The 18,541-nt window shown below is 49.6% G+C and carries 18 protein-coding genes; 13 read left to right on the top strand and 5 right to left on the bottom strand.

What is annotated here, in order from left to right; all coding sequences use genetic code 11:
- The first annotated feature begins 48 nt into the window (after positions 1 to 48).
- From cobT to H511_RS0103465, 4 genes are read left to right on the top strand one after another with little or no spacing between them, the layout of a single operon-like run.
- Positions 49 to 1,086: a nicotinate-nucleotide--dimethylbenzimidazole phosphoribosyltransferase gene (gene cobT / locus H511_RS0103480; protein WP_027251058.1), complete on the top strand. Its 1,038-nt coding sequence runs from the start codon at positions 49 to 51 to the stop codon at positions 1,084 to 1,086.
- Positions 1,087 to 1,866 (top strand): adenosylcobinamide-GDP ribazoletransferase, encoded by a 780-nt coding sequence (locus H511_RS0103475; protein WP_027251057.1) that lies wholly within the window; start codon positions 1,087 to 1,089, stop codon positions 1,864 to 1,866.
- A gap of 1 nt (position 1,867) precedes the next feature.
- Entirely contained in the window at positions 1,868 to 2,422 is a 555-nt protein-coding gene (gene cobU, locus H511_RS0103470) for a bifunctional adenosylcobinamide kinase/adenosylcobinamide-phosphate guanylyltransferase (RefSeq protein WP_027251056.1), read from the top strand.
- Positions 2,419 to 3,030 carry a histidine phosphatase family protein gene (locus tag H511_RS0103465; protein WP_027251055.1) on the top strand — a complete coding sequence of 204 codons (612 nt, stop codon included), beginning with the start codon at positions 2,419 to 2,421 and terminating at the stop codon, positions 3,028 to 3,030. Before cobU ends, H511_RS0103465 begins: the two co-directional genes overlap by 4 nt.
- 123 nt (positions 3,031 to 3,153) lie before the next feature.
- On the opposite strand, the gene H511_RS0103460 is transcribed toward H511_RS0103465, so the two are convergent.
- A complete protein-coding gene (locus H511_RS0103460) occupies positions 3,154 to 4,614 on the bottom strand; it encodes an aerolysin family beta-barrel pore-forming toxin (RefSeq protein WP_027251054.1) in 1,461 nt (486 codons plus the stop codon).
- A 544-nt stretch (positions 4,615 to 5,158) separates the two neighbouring features.
- Here H511_RS0103460 and H511_RS0103455 point away from each other — a divergent pair.
- From H511_RS0103455 to H511_RS24560, 5 genes are all read left to right on the top strand, one after another.
- Positions 5,159 to 5,509 carry a GlpM family protein gene (locus H511_RS0103455; protein ID WP_027251053.1) on the top strand — a complete coding sequence of 117 codons (351 nt, stop codon included), beginning with the start codon at positions 5,159 to 5,161 and terminating at the stop codon, positions 5,507 to 5,509.
- A 105-nt stretch (positions 5,510 to 5,614) separates the two neighbouring features.
- Positions 5,615 to 6,079 (top strand): DUF3291 domain-containing protein, encoded by a 465-nt coding sequence (locus H511_RS0103450; RefSeq protein ID WP_027251052.1) that lies wholly within the window; start codon positions 5,615 to 5,617, stop codon positions 6,077 to 6,079.
- A 101-nt stretch (positions 6,080 to 6,180) separates the two neighbouring features.
- Positions 6,181 to 6,576 (top strand): WxcM-like domain-containing protein, encoded by a 396-nt coding sequence (locus tag H511_RS22445; RefSeq protein WP_051287792.1) that lies wholly within the window; start codon positions 6,181 to 6,183, stop codon positions 6,574 to 6,576.
- 165 nt (positions 6,577 to 6,741) lie between these two features.
- Positions 6,742 to 7,170, top strand: a complete 429-nt coding sequence (locus tag H511_RS0103440; RefSeq protein WP_027251051.1) for a DUF2000 domain-containing protein — start codon at positions 6,742 to 6,744, stop codon at positions 7,168 to 7,170.
- Between the two features lie 13 nt (positions 7,171 to 7,183).
- A complete protein-coding gene (locus tag H511_RS24560; protein WP_155804790.1) occupies positions 7,184 to 7,327 on the top strand; it encodes a hypothetical protein in 144 nt (47 codons plus the stop codon).
- Here the strand turns inward: H511_RS24560 and H511_RS0103430 are convergent.
- A complete protein-coding gene (locus H511_RS0103430) occupies positions 7,324 to 9,753 on the bottom strand; it encodes a purple acid phosphatase family protein (RefSeq protein WP_051287790.1) in 2,430 nt (809 codons plus the stop codon). The two genes, H511_RS24560 and H511_RS0103430, sit on opposite strands and share 4 nt — an antisense overlap.
- Positions 9,754 to 10,050: 297 nt before the next feature.
- Between H511_RS0103430 and H511_RS0103425 the strand changes: the two genes are divergently transcribed.
- Both H511_RS0103425 and H511_RS0103420 read left to right on the top strand, forming a co-directional pair.
- A complete protein-coding gene (locus H511_RS0103425; RefSeq protein WP_027251049.1) occupies positions 10,051 to 11,490 on the top strand; it encodes an aminotransferase-like domain-containing protein in 1,440 nt (479 codons plus the stop codon).
- A 74-nt stretch (positions 11,491 to 11,564) separates the two neighbouring features.
- A complete protein-coding gene (locus H511_RS0103420; RefSeq protein WP_027251048.1) occupies positions 11,565 to 11,789 on the top strand; it encodes a hypothetical protein in 225 nt (74 codons plus the stop codon).
- A gap of 53 nt (positions 11,790 to 11,842) precedes the next feature.
- On the opposite strand, the gene H511_RS0103415 is transcribed toward H511_RS0103420, so the two are convergent.
- The 3 genes from H511_RS0103415 to H511_RS0103405 form a co-directional block, all read right to left on the bottom strand.
- Positions 11,843 to 12,460: a glutathione S-transferase family protein gene (locus tag H511_RS0103415; RefSeq protein WP_027251047.1), complete on the bottom strand. Its 618-nt coding sequence runs from the start codon at positions 12,458 to 12,460 to the stop codon at positions 11,843 to 11,845.
- 218 nt (positions 12,461 to 12,678) lie between these two features.
- On the bottom strand, positions 12,679 to 14,205 hold the full coding sequence (locus H511_RS22440; RefSeq protein ID WP_036758628.1) for a BCCT family transporter: 1,527 nt from the start codon (positions 14,203 to 14,205) through the stop codon (positions 12,679 to 12,681).
- Positions 14,206 to 14,228: 23 nt separating this feature from the next.
- Complete coding sequence (locus H511_RS0103405) at positions 14,229 to 16,223, bottom strand: CocE/NonD family hydrolase (protein ID WP_027251046.1); 1,995 nt, start codon at positions 16,221 to 16,223, stop codon at positions 14,229 to 14,231.
- A gap of 112 nt (positions 16,224 to 16,335) precedes the next feature.
- On the opposite strand from H511_RS0103405, the gene H511_RS0103400 reads away from it, so the two are divergent.
- Complete coding sequence (locus H511_RS0103400) at positions 16,336 to 17,253, top strand: LysR substrate-binding domain-containing protein (RefSeq protein ID WP_027251045.1); 918 nt, start codon at positions 16,336 to 16,338, stop codon at positions 17,251 to 17,253.
- Positions 17,254 to 17,587: 334 nt separating this feature from the next.
- Positions 17,588 to 18,508, top strand: coding sequence for a M14 family metallopeptidase (locus H511_RS0103395; RefSeq protein ID WP_027251044.1), 921 nt, complete (start codon positions 17,588 to 17,590; stop codon positions 18,506 to 18,508).
- Positions 18,509 to 18,541: the final 33 nt, after the last annotated feature.

Genomic DNA, 18,541 nt, shown 5'->3' with positions numbered 1-18,541 from the left:
CTGCAATACAGTGATTATGGAAAACACTTAACCGGAGCGTTAGAAATCATGTTAGACACTCGCCACGCATCAGTCATTCAGGAACGCATAGATAACAAAACCAAGCCTCTGGGCGCGTTGGGGCAACTCGAAACCACAGCCCACCAGCTTGCTTTATTACAAAGTCAGGGGCAGAAAGAGGCGGTTTCTCAAATTTCCTTAACTCAGCCCACCATGCTGCTGTTTGCCGGCGATCATGGCATTGCCAAAGAAGGCGTCAGTATTGCCCCCAGCGAAGTAACCCAGCAAATGGTGCTCAATTTCCTTGCCGGCGGTGCGGCTATCAATCAGTTCTGCCGCATTAACAACATTGATCTGAAAGTCATTGATTGCGGCATTCTGCTACCAGTGGAAACCGATCATCCTGATTTCATCGTCCAGCGTTTGGGTGCCGGAACACATAACCTCGCCCAGAAAGCCGCCATGAGTCAGCAGCAGGTTGCCGAGGGGCTGGAGTTGGGCAGTGCGATTGCAAAACAGACCATAGCAGCGGGCTGTAATCTGCTGATGTTCGGAGAAATGGGCATTGCCAATACCAGCAGCTCTTCCGCCTTACTGTCGGCACTCAGTACCACGGATGCGGCCTATTGCGTGGGTAAAGGCACAGGGATCAGCGACGCCCAGCTGGGCAACAAGATCAGTCTGATTCGTCAGGGTGTTGCCAGATACAATGAAAGCGGTGAACCAGGTCCATTACGTGCACTCGCAGAGCTGGGCGGTTTTGAAATCGTTCAGATGGTCGGTGCGTTTTTGGCCGCCAGTGACCAACGCGTGCCTGTTCTGGTGGATGGCTTTATCGTTTCAATCGCCGCTTATATTGCCACATTGCTCAAGCCGGAAGCGCGGGATGTGATGATTTTTGCGCACCGTTCTGAAGAGCAAGGACATCAAAAAGTGTTAGCCCTTCTCGAAGCTCAACCTATGCTGGATTTAGGCTTGCGTCTGGGTGAAGGAACAGGTGCGGCACTGGCCTACCCTCTGCTTCGTGCCAGTGCTGAATTTTACAATAACATGGCCAGCTTCGCCGATGCCGGAGTCACGGTGTAAATGTTCAACCTTCGTTATCAGTACCAGTTGTTTTGTCTGGCGGTGTCTTTTTTCAGCCGCCTGCCCATTCCAGCGTCAACCCCTTATTCCGACGAACGTATGAATCGGGCCGGGCGTTACTTTGCCCTGGTTGGGCTAGTGCTGGGGGCGCTGTGTGCCATTGCTTACAGCCTGTCGGCAGCCTGGTTGCCACCACAGTTTGCCGTCTTTATCACTATGGTGTTCAGCCTGCTGCTGACCGGGGCTTTTCATGAGGATGGCCTGACCGACATGGCTGACGGCATTGGTGGTGGCATGACGACTGAACGCCGTCTGATCATAATGAAAGACAGCCGGATCGGCACTTACGGTGCCGCCACCCTGATCATGGCCTTGCTGGGTAAATTTATCATGCTCAGCTATCTGGCTGTACACACCGAACTGGCCGTGATCCTGCTGATTGCCTACACCCTCAGCCGTACAGTGGCGGCCTCACTGATTTTCGACATGCCCTATGTCAGCGACGCCAGTACCAGCAAGAGCAAACCTCTGGCCAATGCCCAGACCGTCCCTGAGTTACTCTTTTCAGTGGCGACCGGTATCCTCGTTTGCCTTGTGTTGGCGCCCGATCTGGCGCTGGTACTGGTAGTGGCGGCTGTTCTGTTTCGGATGGGGTTCAAAGCCTGGCTGAATGCACGGCTTGGCGGGTTTACCGGTGACTGTCTGGGCGCCGCTCAGCAGCTCATGGAACTCTTGATTTACCTGATCCTTATCGCCTCAGTTCACAACCAGTGGGGATAAAATGACGATGCAAGCAACATTGAGCCTGATACTTGGTGGTGCACGATCCGGCAAATCACGTTTTGCCGAGCAGCAGGCCAAAGAAAAAGCCACACAGGATAACAAACTGCATTATGTCGCCACGGCCACACCCTTTGATGATGAAATGCGCATGCGGATCAAACACCATCAGCAGCAACGTGGGGATGACTGGGCTGAACACGAATGTGCGTTGGAACTGGCAAATCTGTTAACTCAGTTTACCGCGAACGATGTGGTGTTGATTGAGTGTTTAACCCTCTGGCTGAATAACGTTATTTTCTCTCTGGGAGAAACATGCAGCAACGAGGCGCTGGAAGCGCGCATTGCCGAACTGGTCCAGGCTGCAAAAGACAGCCAGGCCCGGTTGATCTTTGTGTCAAACGAAGTCGGCATGGGGGTCGTGCCGCTCGGTGAAGTGAGCCGCTATTTTGTTGACAACGCCGGGCGCATGAATCAGCAGTTCGCCGCCATTGCCGATGAGGTGACTCTGGTGGCAGCCGGCTTGCCACTCCAATTAAAAGGGAGCGCCAGGTGAAAACCTTCACCGTCACATTAGTCCGCCACGGCAAAGTCAATGGCGCACCCGCTTTGTACGGCTCAACGGATATAGCAGTGTGTCCCGAGACCAATCAGGCTATCTGTCACTCTCTCACCAAGGCTGATATCAACTATACAACCGTCATCAGCTCTCCTTTGCGTCGCTGCTTATCGCTGGCTGAATTACTGGCAGGTGAACACCCTCTGGTGTGCGAACCGGCATTAAAAGAAATGCACTTTGGTCAGTTAGATGGCAAACCCTTTGAGGAAATAACCAGCGCGAGCGTAGAGTGGCAACAGCTTGAGCAATTCTGGCACGCCCCAGCCAGCTCAGGATTACCTGATGCCGAATCACTGGAAAGCTTCAGTATGCGGGTGACTGCCTGCTGGAGCAGGATAGTCAGCGAGCTGCGACACGATGTCGTGATCGTTACGCACGGCGGCGTAATTCGCGCCATAGTGGCGGATGTGCTTGGCCTCGACTGGAAAAATCCTCAATGGTATTCAAATTTAACGATTCGCAATGGCAGCGTCACCCAAATCCAGGTCACGCTGACAGATAACCTGCCCTATTTTGCCGTGAAGCAAATTGGCTCAATATACTGATCGATTTGGCCTGACTGTCGGCCTGTTCAAACCTGAAGCACAGGTACTTTCGATCTGAATGCGATCCGAACAAACCGGAAACCCCTTTGTGGTTTCCGGTTTTTTTCTTCTAGCTACAGAGCGTTACACCCCGGTATTGGCTTTTCTGACAGAGACCTGAACATCTTTCAGGCCGGCATCTTCAAGTTGATCCTGAATGCTTTTTTCCATTGAGGCCGTATTTGAGTCACCCTGAGGAAGAGCAATCTCTTCAAAATACAGCTCGCCGGTGAACTGATCTTCGGCGTAAAACTGGCCTTTAACGCGTGCTTTCTTCGGCGCCAGTACTTTGCCTAACCAATAACGGGTGTCATAAGAACCCGCCGTTTGCGCGATCCAGTTCCAGTCCCAGGTTTTGTTCATGCCCGTAATATCACGGTGATCCCACTGGAATTCCAGACTCTTTTCATTGCCGGCAAAGCGGCCAATAGCAAAGCTGGTATTAAAATCGGGTCTGTCTTCCGGGTGCCACAGCAATCCGTTGCCCGACCAGCGCATGAAACCATCAAAGCCCAGCTCATACGATACGTCCGCGTCAAAAACGTAAGGATAAGAGATATCAGCCCGGTACACGTTCAGCAGCACTTTCAGTGCGCTATTGGCCGGTACAACCGGTCTTGCCTGAATCGTTACTCTGTTACTTTCTTCACCGCTACTGGTGCTTCCCCATGCCTGAGTAGCGCCGAAAGTGACTGAAATCGATTTGTCTACGCCACCTGTGACATCAGGACTTTTGAACGTGCTGGAAACTGCGATACTTTCACTGAAGCTGTAATCATTACTCTGTGACCAGCTGGTTGACGTGTTGTAACTGATATCAATGACGTATTGCTGCTGAATGCTGGTTTTATTGACCGCCGTCGAGGAGATCGTATTCACCAGCTGACTATTTGAATTCACGATAGAACCGTCAATTTTAAATGAGGCCGGATCCATGGTGTATGCAAAGTTTTTCGCCTTAATGGTGGTCATATCCTGACAACGGTATCCGTCACACGGGCCATCATTACCCCGAATCTTCCAGGCGCTTTCGTTACCGTCCCACCAGACTCTCATGTCATCGCCAACCTGGCTTCCTTTCGGACCACCCACCCAGGCATAACCCATATGGTGAGCCAGATACGCGGCAGGTTTTACAAAACCGTCCTGATCATTGAGCAATGTCCATTCAACTCGCTCTTTAGAGCCTTCATCAATGGAAATAGCAGGGAAAGATAAAATGTTTGTGTCTGCATTAAGAGGATAACAAGCGGTATGGCTGGCGGTTCCCTGTTTAATTTCACCCATGTAACCGGGCCCCATAATGACCCAGCCATCGGCTAAAGTCACATAAGACCACTTTCCGATTTTATTCATGATCGAATCTCGAAAACGCAGTGCTTCTGAACGCGTGACTGGCCGGAAATCGGCTTTACAGATTTCAGGACCGAGATTGTAATGAATTTCGACTTCCTCCGGATAAAACGCACTGGTTTCCAGTGCAGCAGCGGACGCTATATGACCAAAAGGTAATAAAATTAATAAAGGCGTTATTTGTTTTTTCATTGAGACCTTCTTATAAAAATGCTGGTTTGCATCAATGCAAAATCATATGTAGCTAATAAAAATATCGCGCTCATATGCAACGCCGTTATATCAATGCATTTAATAAAAAGTCAATGACTTATTTTTACTCCTCTCTTTATTCACCCAATTAAATATCCGGAATAAAAAAGACAAATAACATATCAGTACATCGCTATATTAGGAGATATGACATCTCATCAGGCTAAAAACAAAAAACCACCAAAAACAACAAGATGAAAATAAAATCAACGATGTAATCGATGTCAAAAATTGAAACCTGCTTTCAGTGACAAGCTGTTATTAACAATAAAAGCTGTGACCTTCCATTACTATTTTAGCGATGCATCACTTTGTATCGATTAAAAAACATAGATAATAATGTAATAAAAATATCTATACAGTCTGGCTGTCCAGTTTCAAGCCTCAGTTGTAGAATATTTACTCTAGTGATAAATACAAAATACTGTTCACAGTATTTTTATTGCTATCGCTTATAATCTCTTTTTTTGATGGATTGATTTTAATGGTATCCCTGTTTCTTAAGTGTCTGCTGGGGGCGCTAGCTGTACTGCTGATTGCGATACTTTCCAAAAGTAAAAGTTTTTTCATTGCAGGTTTGGTGCCCTTATTTCCAACTTTTGCCTTAATTGCCCACTATATTATTGGCACAGAGCGCACCATGCCGGATTTGAGAGTGACCGCTCTGTTCAGTCTGTATTCATTAGTTCCCTATGCCGCTTATCTGGTAGCCGTGTACTACTTCAGTTATCGGTATAGCTTATTCTGGACACTGGGTCTGGCAACTCTGGTGTGGGCCGGTTTCGCTGCTGCCCTGCTGCTTGGCTGGAGCCGCTTGTATACCGGCATCGCCTGACAGCGAATGCCTTATCACTATTCAACATACTGTTGATGTGGTTGAATTACGAGCAGCATCAAAGACAAACGCCCAGTATTGGCTAACCATTTTCAAGGAAGAAGCATGAAACTAGCGCAACTGAACATCGCCCTTGCTAAATACCCAATGGATGCACCTGAAATTAAAGATTTTGCCGATAATCTGGATCCTGTGAATGCCATTGCTGAAAGCAGCGAAGGCTTCATATGGCGGCTTCAGGATGAATCCGGCGATGCAACCAGTATTCACGCATTCGACGACCCCAATATGATAATCAACATGTCTGTCTGGGAATCGGTGGATACGCTTAAAAACTTTATGTTTAGGACCCATCACCGCGACTTCATGCGTCGTAAGGCTGAGTGGTTTCATCGTTCAGCGGAAGATACTTATGTGCTGTGGTGGGTAGAAGATGATCATATCCCGACCATTGCAGAAGCCAAAGAACGCCTTGAATACCTGAGAAAAAAGGGTGACAGCCCATTTGCTTTTACGTTTAAGAGCAATTTTACGCCCGACGATGCGCTGGCGTATGAGCTTGAAGCCTGATGACTTTCAGGACGCATCTCAGGACGCATCATAAATATCTGCTATCTTTTTTGCATGTGTTCCCACCGTTTTGATACGCATGCAGAAAGAAAGGATTCAACATGACGCGAAAGCAGCCACAACACCTTGCCGGCAGTTCGATTCGGCTGAGAAACGATGCAAGCATTGAGCTTCTTGAGATGAATGACACTTTCTGGCCAAGGTTAATGGCCGGAGAGCTTGGTGATTTCCATCATCAATATCTGGTCAGCTTGCACGATTTCAGCTCTGACTGGTCTGGTAGCGAAGCACACCCCAAAGGCGATGAAATTGTCATACTGCTATCCGGATCGGCGACATTTCAACTGGAAATGCCGGAAGGAATACAGGAAGTCAGGTTGGAGTCCCCAGGTTCCTACGTGTTTGTACCTAAAGGCGTATGGCACACGGCAAAAATACAACACTCGGCATGTATGCTGTTTATCACCGCCGGTGAAGACACCCAGCACAGAAGTTGAGCTCTTTATCTTCCTGTTACCGGATAGCATTTTTCTGCGCTACCAGCAATTGTCTGTTATTGAATTGACGCTTCATCAGCAGATATGCATATTATTTTATTCATTCTTAAACAGAAAAACAGCTTAAACGTTGCTGAGACATATTGAGAAAAAGGAAACGCATCAATGAGCTTGCCAGATGAAAATCAAAAGCGGTTTATCGCAGTATTAAGTAGAAAAATGGATGCAGGCCGAACACTGAATGTACTGGGACACCTGAGTGCCGGACTCTCTCATCGTGTCGAGCAGCAAGGAACTGAATACATTGATTATTATGATGCTGATGGCAACTGCCATCCGAGCCTGTCTCACTTTCCGTTTATTGTTCTGAAAGCAGATAACTCGAACAAAATCCGCAAAGTCAGGGAGGAAGCCATCAGGCATAAAATTGCTTTTACCGATTTCACGCACACCATGACTGAAGGCGGCTCCATTGCCCAGCAAGCCTGGACCAAAGAAACCCCGGAAAGTGAATTAGAATACTTGGGAATCTGTCTGTTCGGTGACACAGAGACGCTGAAATCCTTTACCGGAAAATTCAGCTTATACCGATAAACCGGGAGAAAACATGCAATCCTATGTTTTCCTTTTGCCCATTCTGACCCTGCTGACCCTGGGCGCGCTGCCAAGTGACAATATCCGCGTAGCTATGAATAAAAACGGCATCATCAGGATGCCGTTATGTTCTATTCAGCTTTCTGAGAGACGTTAAGGCGTGGTCAGTGAAAGCTGCACATTATCAATATGAACATCTGCCATACTGCCTGCTTTTTTCACTGCACGCAGTGTCAGTTTCACCTCCCGGGTTGCCACTGGTAATAACAGCGTCGATGTATTGCTCAGCCACTGTTGCTTTTTACTTTCTGTTTTCACCACAGTCGGCTGACCAATGGCGTTTCCGTTATTGTCCAAAGGTTGTAGCGTCACCACGGCATGATCGCCGTCGCCCCAGCCATTGCTGTTAAAGCTGAACCGAACGAATGCGGAAGACTGATCAATCACACTGCTGAACGCACTGACATCCAGAGTCTGGCTCAGATCATCATAGGCAGCGTTACCTGCAGCGGAATCATTCGGACGGGCACTGAAGTAATAATCCCCTTCGGCGGCCGTGATATTGTCAATTTCTTGCAGCACCCGCCAGTAACCCTGCTCAACAGTCCAGTTGGAAAGATCCTGCGCTTCCGCGCCGCCATTCTGAATAGGTAATGCGGTTGTCGTCCCGGCATCAATAGATAATGTCGCCGTGTCACTCCAGTCAGACCAGCCCAGATTGTCATTACGCACTCTGGCACGCCAGTACCAGGTGTCTCCCGGGAATAACGTCAGTACCGGTGCCGAGCTGCCGTTGAACGGGTCACGGTACGAATCATGGGAATGTTCTGACGATCGTTTCTGCCATTTGTAGGTTTCATCATTGCCCATTTTGAGCTGGCCTGAAAAATCAGCCAGATTGATTGTAGTCAGATCAACCCCCGCCTGAGTATCTGTCGGCATCCCCTGAATACTGCCATCCTGCATCGGCCAGATGTTGTGCGCCCGGGTTTGATTCCCCCAGATATCAAAAACCTCAGAATCAAACTGGCTGGCTTTGCTCAGTTGCCATTGCACTTCATAAATGGCGCCCGGATCAGGATGGCTTATCGCCAGATTCAACTGATTGAAAGCGTGATTACCGTTACCGGCCAGAACTTGCGGCGCCTCTGGCACAGCCGGACTGGCTTTCATGGTCAGGGTATCGGACACAGTAAAGGTATCATCCAGGCTGGCAAAACCGCCCCCTTTCGAGGCCACAGTGGCAGTGTAGCGAGTCAGCTGCATGGAAGGTGAACTCTGCTGATTGAACGTCAGCAGGTTAAACCCGAACTCACTCTGACTGATGGCAAAGGTATCGTAATCGCGGGTATCTGTCTGGTAGTAGTTATCATCGTTAATTTTTTCACGATAACCCGCTGCGGTTGCGGCATTGAGCCAAAGGTGCCGGGTATCCATGGATTGCCCGCGGGAATACGCGTGGGTATGCCCAAATAAATGGCCAGTTATCTTGCCGCTTGATCGGGAAAAATCTTCCATCTCAGCCACCATCTCGCAACTGCCGATACTTTCGCCCGAGAGCCAGAGTTCAGACAGGCACGGATGATGGAACATGCTCAGGACATAATCGACGTTATTATCCGCCTGGGTGTTGATCAACAACTCGCGCAGCCACTGGCGCTGTATCCCCAGAATCTCCGCGTTAAATTTACCGTGGTTCTTGGAAATCGGATAACTGTTCAACCCGACCAAACGTAAGTTGCCGTAATCCAGTGCATACCATTGTTCTTCATAACCCGCCGAGCCATTTTCAGGTTGCTGGAAGAAATGACGGTAATTGGTCAGCTCAGGATTACCGTAAAAATCATGATTACCGGGAACGGCTACCAGCGGAACATAAGGGGTGATGGCTTTCATCTGGTCGAAAAAATCACGACGCCACTGCAGCATGCTGTCGCCGCTGTTGACTATGTCGCCGGAAATCGTAATCGCCGCGATCTCTGACGCACATTGCTCCGGCTGGCTGTGACATACCGTTGGAATAATGCCTTTGGTAATGAGATCGTTCAGCGCACCCAGAGTGCTGTTATTTTGTGTATCACTGATGGCAACCACATTAAAAGGGGCAAGTGTCGTCCCGGCCGCCGGATAGGTTTTGAATACATAACGATCTGAGACAGCCGCCACACCTGACGGGCTGCCGTCGCCGCTGACTATGTAATACTCATAACGCGTATCTGTGCTCAATCCGTTGATTGCCGCGCTGTATAAATGCGTGTTGTCCACGGCAACAGGTTCAACAACAGTGAATTCATCTTGCGTCTCTGCCGGCCTGACCCAGACTGTCGGGGATGTGTCATCCGTTTCAAACAACACAGCCATGCTATTTGCGGTAGGTTGCTGCAGATACGGGTGAATAGTAAACGTCACCGGTGTTAATGCAGTCGGAGGCGGAATAACCAGCTCCTTTCCAATCTGGCCTACACCACCATTGCCTTTTTTATCTTCCTGAGCCGTTTCAGAGTTCTCATTGCAACCTGCTAACAAGGTACTTGTCAGCAAGACAGCCGTAATACTGGCCATATGCTTCATTTTGGTCGACATGTTTAATCCTTATTTTTCTCTATTCCATGGCGTTAACTGGACTAGTCCAATTTCCAGTTAATGATGCTAATTGGTCTGTATGACAGAGAACCTAAATATGGATGACACTTATCTATCAGTTTGTTGACAATGAAATATTGAGCTTAGCCTTTGAGCGGCCATCGTCTTACCTGCCTGGATATTTCTGCTGCAGGGCTCACAGTGAGCAATGTGTCTGAGCTCAGGAAGCGACAAACTGGCTTGCTTTACCGTTTTGGCATGATATGTTCTGAACTTCGACTCGGTGCAGCTAACCAAATGACTAAATATCAATCACTTGCTAATGATCTCAGGCAACAAATCCGCCAACAGATTTGGCGTTCCGGTGAAAAAGTCCCGTCTGTGCGAGCAAGCAGTCACCAAACCGGCTACGGTACGGCGACTGTGTTGCAGGCCTATCAATTGCTGGAAAGTGAAGGATGGCTGGTGGCTAAGCCGCAGTCCGGGTATTTTGTCGCACCTAATATTCAGGCGCTGATCACTTCGCTGCCGGAACCCCCTCAGGCGCCGGTCAACATTAATGATTTACTTTTTGATGTCTTTCAGCGCACCAAAGACAGCGATCTCATGCCTTTCAGCTCGGCGTTTCCCGATTCCAGCCTGTTTCCGCAGCAGGAACTGGTTCGCAGCCTGTCCAGTGCATCGCGCAAGATGAACAACAGAAGTGCATTAACGCACCTGCCGCCCGGCAATCATGATTTGCGGCGGATCATTGCGCAAAGGTACGTACAGCAAGGACTGCAGGTTGGACCGGATGACATAGTGATCACCTCCGGCGGCCTGGATGCACTGAATCTCAGCTTACAGTTTGCCACTCAGCCCGGTGATTATGTCGCGGTTGAATCGACCACATTTTACGGGGCACTTCAGGCAATAGAGCGGCTGAAGTTGATACCGGTAGAAATAAAAGCCAGTGCTGACGACGGCCTGGATCTGAATGACCTGACTGAAAAATTATCGACTTACCCGATAAAAGCCTGCTGGCTGATGACCAATGTCCAGCACCCGCTTGGCTATACTCTCAGCCAAGAGCGCAAACAGACACTGGTGAGCATTCTCCGTCAGCATAATGTCTTTCTGGTTGAAGACGATGTGTACGCAGAACTGTATTTTTCAGCAGACAAACCGGTACCGGCCAAAGTTTACGATCAGCAGGATCGGGTGTTGTTGTGTGGCTCCTTCTCCAAATGTCTGTCGCCGGGGTTCCGAATTGGCTGGGTGGTGGCAGGAAAACACAGCGAAGCCATTCAGAAACAGCAATTTTTATCGACCATTTCAAGCAGTGTGCCGGTGCAGCTCGGGATCAGCCATTACCTGTTGCATGGCGGATATGACAACCATTTGCGCAAGTTGCGCAGTACATTGCAAGACAGAAAAAGCGCCATGATAAACGCCATACGGCGCTATTTCCCAAACAGTACAGCTGTGACTGATCCCGCTGGTGGCTACTTCTTGTGGCTGACGTTTCCTGCGCCATTCAATAGCCACGCATTTTACGAGCAAGCTCTGGAAAAACGCATCGCGGTGGCACCCGGGACATTATTTAACATCCGGCAAGACGCTGTCAGACATATCCGGCTCAACTATTCGTGTGAGATGGATGAAGAAAACCTGGCTGCGATGGCCACGCTCGGCCAGCTGGCTAAAGCGTGCCTGGACGGCAAGAGTACTGGCAGAAAGCACTGTTCGGCAAAATAGTGCATCAACTGTATCCATAGAAAAAACTGCGGCTGTGGTGCAATAGTGACTCTTGTTTGATTAAGGGTCACACCATGAAAAGAACCACTAAGATGAAAGACGAAGTCGAATTCATTTATATCGCCATTATCTGTGTCTTCCTGGTCGTGTTAGGCCATTTCATTTTAATGAAAAATGTTGCCTATTTTGCCTGGGCTGAGGCTACCGCAGCCGCCATCCCCTTTCTTCTCATCGGGCTGGGCGTGGCAGCCGTTCGCCGGGCAGCAAATATCGACAAGAAAAATACTTCGGCTGATTGATAACACTGTGCTCCCCTGTATCGGTTCAGGGGAGCACAATTTGTCAGCCGGCGCTAGTCATGGGCGGCTTCGATCTCGTTCGATTTCAGATACGCTGTATGGGTCACCAACTGCTGCGCATAGGCCGCAATGTTAGGAAAGTGCGCGAGTGCGCCACTGGTATGCAGGATTTCCACGATAAATGACATCATGATATCTGCCCCGGTCAGCGAGTCCCCTACCAGATAACGTTTACCGGCCAGAGACTGATCGACATACGCCATGACCTTGGCAATTTCCCCTTCGGCATAGCCGGCAAGGAAGTTGGTTTCACAGCCGTCTTTGTCAACGAACATCTTCAACAGTAAAGGAAGAATGGCCGAGCTTTCCGCAAAGTGCATCCATTGCAGGTAGGTAACATAATCCGCGCTGCCACGTTCAGGTGCCAGTTTGCCCTCACCATACTTGTCAATCAGGTACTCGGTAATAGCCCCGGATTCAGTGACGATCAATCCATCATCCTCAATCACCGGAGACTTACCCAAGGGATGAATCGCTTTCAGCTCTGGCGGCGCAAGAAATGTTGCGCTGTCACGTTGGTAGGGGACGATCTGATAGTCCACCCCCAGCTCTTCCAGCAACCAGATAATCCGCTTGGATCGTGATTTGTTCAGGTGATGCAATGTGATCATAATGCTGTTGCCTCATTGGTCTGATTGAACTCAATAGTCTGTTTATTAAACAATTTATCTGCAAACATCGTCCAGACTAAACCATATCTGTGTCTGTCACCATCACTGCTTATAAACTTTCCATCGCTTTTAACCGATTCCGTCGGCCACAAAAAAGCCCGGACGGCGGTTTGCACATCCGGACTTTATTGATTTTATTGTCGGCTAGTCGGCAGACATCAGTCCGGTGTCTGCTGCAACTTTTCTGGGTTTCGCAGCCAGTGGATCAGCGTCAGGCTGCACACCAGAATGATAACAGTGGCAGGTAGTCCGCCGAGGTTAGACAGTTGCTTCACGCCATCCACGCCAACGGTGCTGACCATAATCCAGGCCACCAGACCAATAATTACCCCCCAGAGTATTTTTATTGGCAGGGCTGCGCCTTCATCAGAGTCGGATTTAAAATCCCTGGTACACAAATCGCCAATGGCATCGGTGCTGGAATCAGCTGCCGTGACATAGGAAATAAATGCGATCATCACCAGAAAGAAAGACGTCAGTCCGCCCACAGGCAGTTCACCGAAAATATGGTACAGCAACTGTTCAATACCCCCTTCATTCAACACGGCATATAAACGACCGTCCGTGTGCAAGTCCATGTACACCGCCGTACCGGCAAACACAGACACCCATAACAGAATGAACAAACTCGGGTAAACAACGTTCACCTGGATAAACTCGCGCACCGTATACCCACGAGCAATTTTCCCCAGGAACATGGCCGTGATCGGTGCCCAGGCGAACCACACCGCCCAGTAAAATACACTCCAGTACTGAGGCCATGGATCATTCGCCGCCTGGCCGGTAAACAAGCTGAGCCGGAAGAAATCTTGCAGATAAGCACCAACGCCTTCCACACCGATTGCCAGGATATAAGCCGTCGGGCCGCAGAGAAAAACAAAGATAAACAGGGCAATCAGCATCCAGAAATTGGTGGCTGATAAACGCGCTATCCCTTTGGTTAACCCACTGGCAGCCGAGATCACAAAGGTAGCGACAATCAGGCTGATGAAAATACCCAGTGTCAGGGCGTTACGTTCCATGGGAATAAACTGGCTCACCCCACCCAGCAAAGTCAGCGCCCCTGTTCCCAGCGATGACGCCATTCCCACCACCAGCGAATACAGCGCCAGTGCATCTATTACATCGGCCATTTTTCCCGTGACATATTTCCCCAAAACAGGACGCATGGCACTGGTGATCGAAAAAGGCATTTTCAGGTTGTAGAACGCCAGTGCAAAGATCAGCGCAGGAACGGCATAAATCGCATACGGTGTTGGCCCCCAGTGGAGAAACATCGCTGAGAATGCAAACAATGCAGCATCAGCACTGCCCGCTTCAATGCCAAAGCTCGCCGGAGGTGAATGCAGGTGATAGATAGGTTCGGCCGTTGTCCAGAACAGCACCCCGACCGCCAGCGTGGTACAAAGTACAATCATAAACCAGCGGGGTTTGCTGATTCTTGGCGTACTGTGCTCGCCACCGATTCGGATGTTCCCTAGCTTAGAGAAATAGGTCAGTGCAATTAACACCAGCAGATAAAAACTGCCCAAACTGAACAACCAGGAGAAATTGGACAAAATCACTGTGTTCAGCGATTTGGTGTAGCCAATGAAAGCGTCCAGATCAACCAGACTGAATACCAAAGCACCAACCAAAATCAGAAAGGTTGGAAAAAACACCAAAGGGCGTAACGATTTCAACATTATACTTTCCCTAATTTATTGTTTTACATGTAGTTACGTTTAATCTTCTCGTCAAACTCTTTTTCAAAGATCAACATATCTGCATGAAACGCTTCCCAGCGCGCTTTAATATAAAAATACTCATGATCACAGGTCATATGATAATGACTGTGAATCTTAGTCCACCAACCATCCCGGCCCATTTCCACGGTCAGATCAATCTCGTTTTCAGCACTGAGCGGGTCACCGGGATGAATGCGCATTGCCTGCCCTATCTTGAAATCAATCTCTGTATTACATGAGTCGTAATACTGACGACCAAAATCTTCATAGGTTTCCAGCGTCACCAGACCGGTCTTGTAATCGCGGTGTGTCACGCGCTTGCTGTCGCCCGGGCGCAGTGTTTTCCCTGCAAAAGTAACAGGCTGATCGTACGCGGTTAGCGGATTGGCCTTGCCGGATGAAGATTTACGGGGGATCTCTATCACACTGTCTTTAGGCAGGATAGTCAGGGTGGCGTTATCCGCAGAAGGCCAGATAAGTGGCCAGTATGCCGTCGAGATGGCAATACGCAGTTTGTGCCCTTTCGGTACTGTGTAGGCGATATGATTAACCGGTACCTCGACTTCATAAATTTCGCCCGGATTAAGCGCTTCAGGACATTCGTGGCTGTTACGATGGGTCAGATTCAGTATACCGTGACTTATTTTTGTCACCTGCCCGTCCGGGTGCACATCGGAGACACGGACAATGACATTCGCCGACGGTGAGTCAGACACCAGCGCCAGCTTGGCCACCACCTGTCCGACGACAGCAAAATCGTCCTCCAGCACATCGGAGTCAAAGACCAGAGAGCCGGCGTCATCAATGCGCTGATCCGCCGGGTGCTCCATGTCCAGACGAATACCGACGCAGAACCGGCCACCGTCCAGACCGACTGTTTCAGGTGAACACACAGAATAAGATGTGACGTGCTCATTCAGAGATTCAGATAACCCGTGCTTGCCCAGATAAAACGTGTGCGGGCGAATATCCGAAGATGGCCAGCCAGGCTCGGACATCCACTCTCCGGGACGAAACTCATAGTCCGTTTGCGGCCGTACACTCTCCTGCAAATAATAATGCAGTGCAGGTTCATCCATCATGCCGTTGTCGGTGCCTTTCAACCAGTGATCCCACCAGCGGACAGACTCAGCCACATAGTCAACTTTTGGGTTGGGATAGGCAATATTCGGGTATTTATGTGCCCAGGGGCCAACCAGGCCCTTACAAGGCACATTGAGGTTTTCCAGCAGGGTAAATACGGTATTACGATAACCATCGGCCCAGCCGCTCATGGCATAAACGGGCACCTTGATGTCATCGTAGTTTTCACAGACCGAGCCGTGTTTCCAGTAATCCGAACGGGTTTGCTCTGTCAGCCAGGGTTTGGCCAGAAAGGGCATAGCCTGTAAACGATCCAGCCAGACCGATTTCCACTTTTCCCCGATCAAGGCAGGATCCGGCGAGCGGGCCTGAGCGTATGCCCAGAAAAATGCCGCCCAGTCCATATTGTCATTCAGCAGACAGCCTCCGCTGAAATGAATGTCGTCCCGATAGCGATCATCCGTCGAACACTGAGTAATGATGGCTTTCAGCGCGGGCGGGTTCATTGCCGCGACCTGAAGCGCGTTAAACCCACCCCAGGAGATACCGACCATGCCGACATTGCCATCGCACCATGACTGTCTGGCCAGCCAGTCAATGACATCGTAACCATCCTGTAATTCCTGCTGGGAATATTCATCCGTCATGAAACCCTCAGATTCACCGCAACCGCGCAGGTCGACGCGAACACAGACGTAACCCTGTGCCGCCGTCTGGGCCATGGTGATTTCATCACGGATGATAGTACCGTCGTTTTTACGATATGGCAGGAATTCTAAAATGGCGGGAACCGGGACAGATTCAGCATTGTCTGGTAACCACGCCCGGTAGGCCAGTTGAGTACCATCCGGCAGCGTCAGCATGTCATGATGGATTTCACGTATCTTTTGCATAATGTCCTTAAGTCAATGACGTCGGACAACCCATGTTAAAGACAGCCGTTTGTGAGTAAATCGTTATTTTGTTAACCTTACCTGAACTAAAAGTTAAAGATAGCTTTCCCTGATGCCAATTAACAACAAAGCCATACCGCCGATAAGCAACCTGATCTCTTTTGAAGCATCGGCCCGGTCAGGCAGTTTCACGAAAGCCGCCACTGAGCTCTGTGTTTCCGTTACAGCCGTCAGTAAGCAGATCAAACAGCTTGAGTCCTTTTTGCAAACCAGCCTGTTTATTCGCCGGAAAACGGGTCTGGAACTGACGGAAAACGGAAAAAACTATCTGGCAACCGTCACCGGGGTACTTGAGATCCTTGCCCGTGAAACAGCAAAATTCAATAACGGCAATCAGACAGCACCACTGACGATTGAAATTGGGGCCTGCTTTTCGCACTTCTGGCTGATCCCCCGGTTGGATGGTTTTCGCGAACGCTATCCGGATATTCCTCTCAATCTGATCATCAACAATGAAAGGCACATTGGCGATAACGATGACTACGACATCGCTTTCTTCTACTCTGCGATCGATACGCTCAACAAAAATAACCATTTGCTCTTTGCCGAACGCATGCTGCTGGTCTGTAGCCCAGCGTTTGTTGCAAAGCGCCCGGAGTGCAGGGATATCCATACCATCTGGCAACAACCCATTCTTATGCTCAAGGATACCCAGTCCTTTTGGGAAGGTTGGCAAACCTGGGCTGATCGTTATGGTATCCCCTACCAGGAGCCGACCAATGTGATTCAGATGGAAGAGCAGGTCTCTATCATTCAGGCCGCGCTCAGCGATGCCGGTATTGCTCTGGCCTGGGACTGGCATGTCCGCACATTAATCGAAGAAGGACAACTGATCGCGCTGACTGAGCCAGTGGAGTGCGACAACAACGCCTTTTTTCTCAGTATTTCTGAAACAAGTCAGCATCCCAATGCCAGAACCTTCGTCAATTGGGTTTTAGAGCAGGAAATACAGATAAGCAGATTCGATTGATCTGCATCAAGCCGCTTTTTGTCACACAAGATAAAGTGGAGCTCTCCATGTTTTTGGGAAATGCATGTGTACGTTTGCCCCTGACTTGCAGGGGCTTTTTTTCACTCCAGTCCTGCCCTGCTCACACTCCTTTTCTGTCTCTTCTCTCCGGTACGGCAATGCACTGGGGTTCCAGCTATATTTATGTCAATACTGACTGCCGCAAAAGCACCGGATGAATGATTTAGCTGTTGTTCTCAATGAAAAATATCTTCCGCGGCCAGATGATTGAACACGCGCTTCAGGAGGAGTAAGCTTCTGACGCCTGAAAACACATCATTAAATAAGGACAGCTATGAGCAGTAAGCGTACCTACCCGATTGGCACTCCTGGCCAGAAATGGACCATGAAAGAAAAGGCAGAGTGGCTGGCCCGGCTCACCATCAAGCGTTCCTATCTGGACGAAGTGGTCACTAAAATCGACGCGCTGAAAGATCGTTTTGATGTCTCGCAGTATGGCGCTCTGTCGTATGACACAGAAAAGTACCCGCTATTCGTCATCAAATCCCGTCACTGGAATGCGCAAAAACCGACCATTCTGGTCACCGGTGGCGTGCACGGCTATGAGACCAGCGGTGTTCATGGTGCGCTGCAGTTTGTCGATGAAAAAGCGCAGCACTATAGCCAGTTTTTCAATATTCTGGTTGCCCCTTGTGTCAGTCCCTGGGGTTACGAGACGATTAACCGCTGGAACCCCCATGCGATCGATCCGAACCGCTCTTTTTACGACAACAGCCCGGCGGAAGAATCGGCGGCGCTGATGAAAATGGTTAAAGATCAAGGCGCAGAGATCCTGGCTCACATCGATCTGCATGAAACCACAGACAGCGACGAAACCGAGTTCCGCCCGGCTTTAGCAGCGCGTGATGGTATTGAGTACAAACCCGGCAGCATTCCTGACGGTTTCTACGTGGTGGGCGATACCGACAATCCGCATGATGCTTTCCAGAAAGCCATCATTGATGAAGTGCGTAAAGTCACCCATATTGCCCCGCCTGATGACGAAGGAAACATCATAGGTTCTCCGGTTTCCCAGGAAGGCGTGATTGATTATCCGCTGAAGAAACTCGGTCTGTGTGCCGGTCTGTCAGACTGTCAGTACAGCTCCACCACGGAAGTGTATCCGGACAGCCCGCTCGTCACGCCAAGCGAATGTAACAACGCACAAGTCGCGGCGATTGTAGGGGCACTGGAGTATATTCTGAAACAGCAATAATCCGCTGATCCAGCCTGTGTGGCAGCCCGTTCG

This window comes from Photobacterium halotolerans DSM 18316 (assembly GCF_000425165.1).
Lineage (GTDB): Bacteria > Pseudomonadota > Gammaproteobacteria > Enterobacterales > Vibrionaceae > Photobacterium > Photobacterium halotolerans.
This window is presented reverse-complemented; position numbering and strand designations above follow the sequence as displayed.

Coding starts and splice junctions, on each gene's coding strand:
- H511_RS0103405 (WP_027251046.1), bottom strand. CDS start 16,223: ATGCAAAAGATACGTGAAATCCATCATGACATGCTGACGCTGCCGGAT.
- H511_RS0103415 (WP_027251047.1), bottom strand. CDS start 12,460: ATGATCACATTGCATCACCTGAACAAATCACGATCCAAGCGGATTATC.
- H511_RS24560 (WP_155804790.1), top strand. CDS start 7,184: ATGCAATCCTATGTTTTCCTTTTGCCCATTCTGACCCTGCTGACCCTG.
- cobT (WP_027251058.1), top strand. CDS start 49: ATGTTAGACACTCGCCACGCATCAGTCATTCAGGAACGCATAGATAAC.
- H511_RS0103430 (WP_051287790.1), bottom strand. CDS start 9,753: ATGTCGACCAAAATGAAGCATATGGCCAGTATTACGGCTGTCTTGCTG.
- H511_RS0103455 (WP_027251053.1), top strand. CDS start 5,159: ATGGTATCCCTGTTTCTTAAGTGTCTGCTGGGGGCGCTAGCTGTACTG.
- H511_RS0103425 (WP_027251049.1), top strand. CDS start 10,051: ATGACTAAATATCAATCACTTGCTAATGATCTCAGGCAACAAATCCGC.
- H511_RS22445 (WP_051287792.1), top strand. CDS start 6,181: ATGACGCGAAAGCAGCCACAACACCTTGCCGGCAGTTCGATTCGGCTG.
- H511_RS0103475 (WP_027251057.1), top strand. CDS start 1,087: ATGTTCAACCTTCGTTATCAGTACCAGTTGTTTTGTCTGGCGGTGTCT.
- H511_RS0103460 (WP_027251054.1), bottom strand. CDS start 4,614: ATGAAAAAACAAATAACGCCTTTATTAATTTTATTACCTTTTGGTCAT.
- H511_RS0103450 (WP_027251052.1), top strand. CDS start 5,615: ATGAAACTAGCGCAACTGAACATCGCCCTTGCTAAATACCCAATGGAT.
- H511_RS0103395 (WP_027251044.1), top strand. CDS start 17,588: ATGAGCAGTAAGCGTACCTACCCGATTGGCACTCCTGGCCAGAAATGG.
- H511_RS0103440 (WP_027251051.1), top strand. CDS start 6,742: ATGAGCTTGCCAGATGAAAATCAAAAGCGGTTTATCGCAGTATTAAGT.
- H511_RS0103400 (WP_027251045.1), top strand. CDS start 16,336: ATGCCAATTAACAACAAAGCCATACCGCCGATAAGCAACCTGATCTCT.
- H511_RS0103420 (WP_027251048.1), top strand. CDS start 11,565: ATGAAAAGAACCACTAAGATGAAAGACGAAGTCGAATTCATTTATATC.
- cobU (WP_027251056.1), top strand. CDS start 1,868: ATGACGATGCAAGCAACATTGAGCCTGATACTTGGTGGTGCACGATCC.
- H511_RS22440 (WP_036758628.1), bottom strand. CDS start 14,205: ATGTTGAAATCGTTACGCCCTTTGGTGTTTTTTCCAACCTTTCTGATT.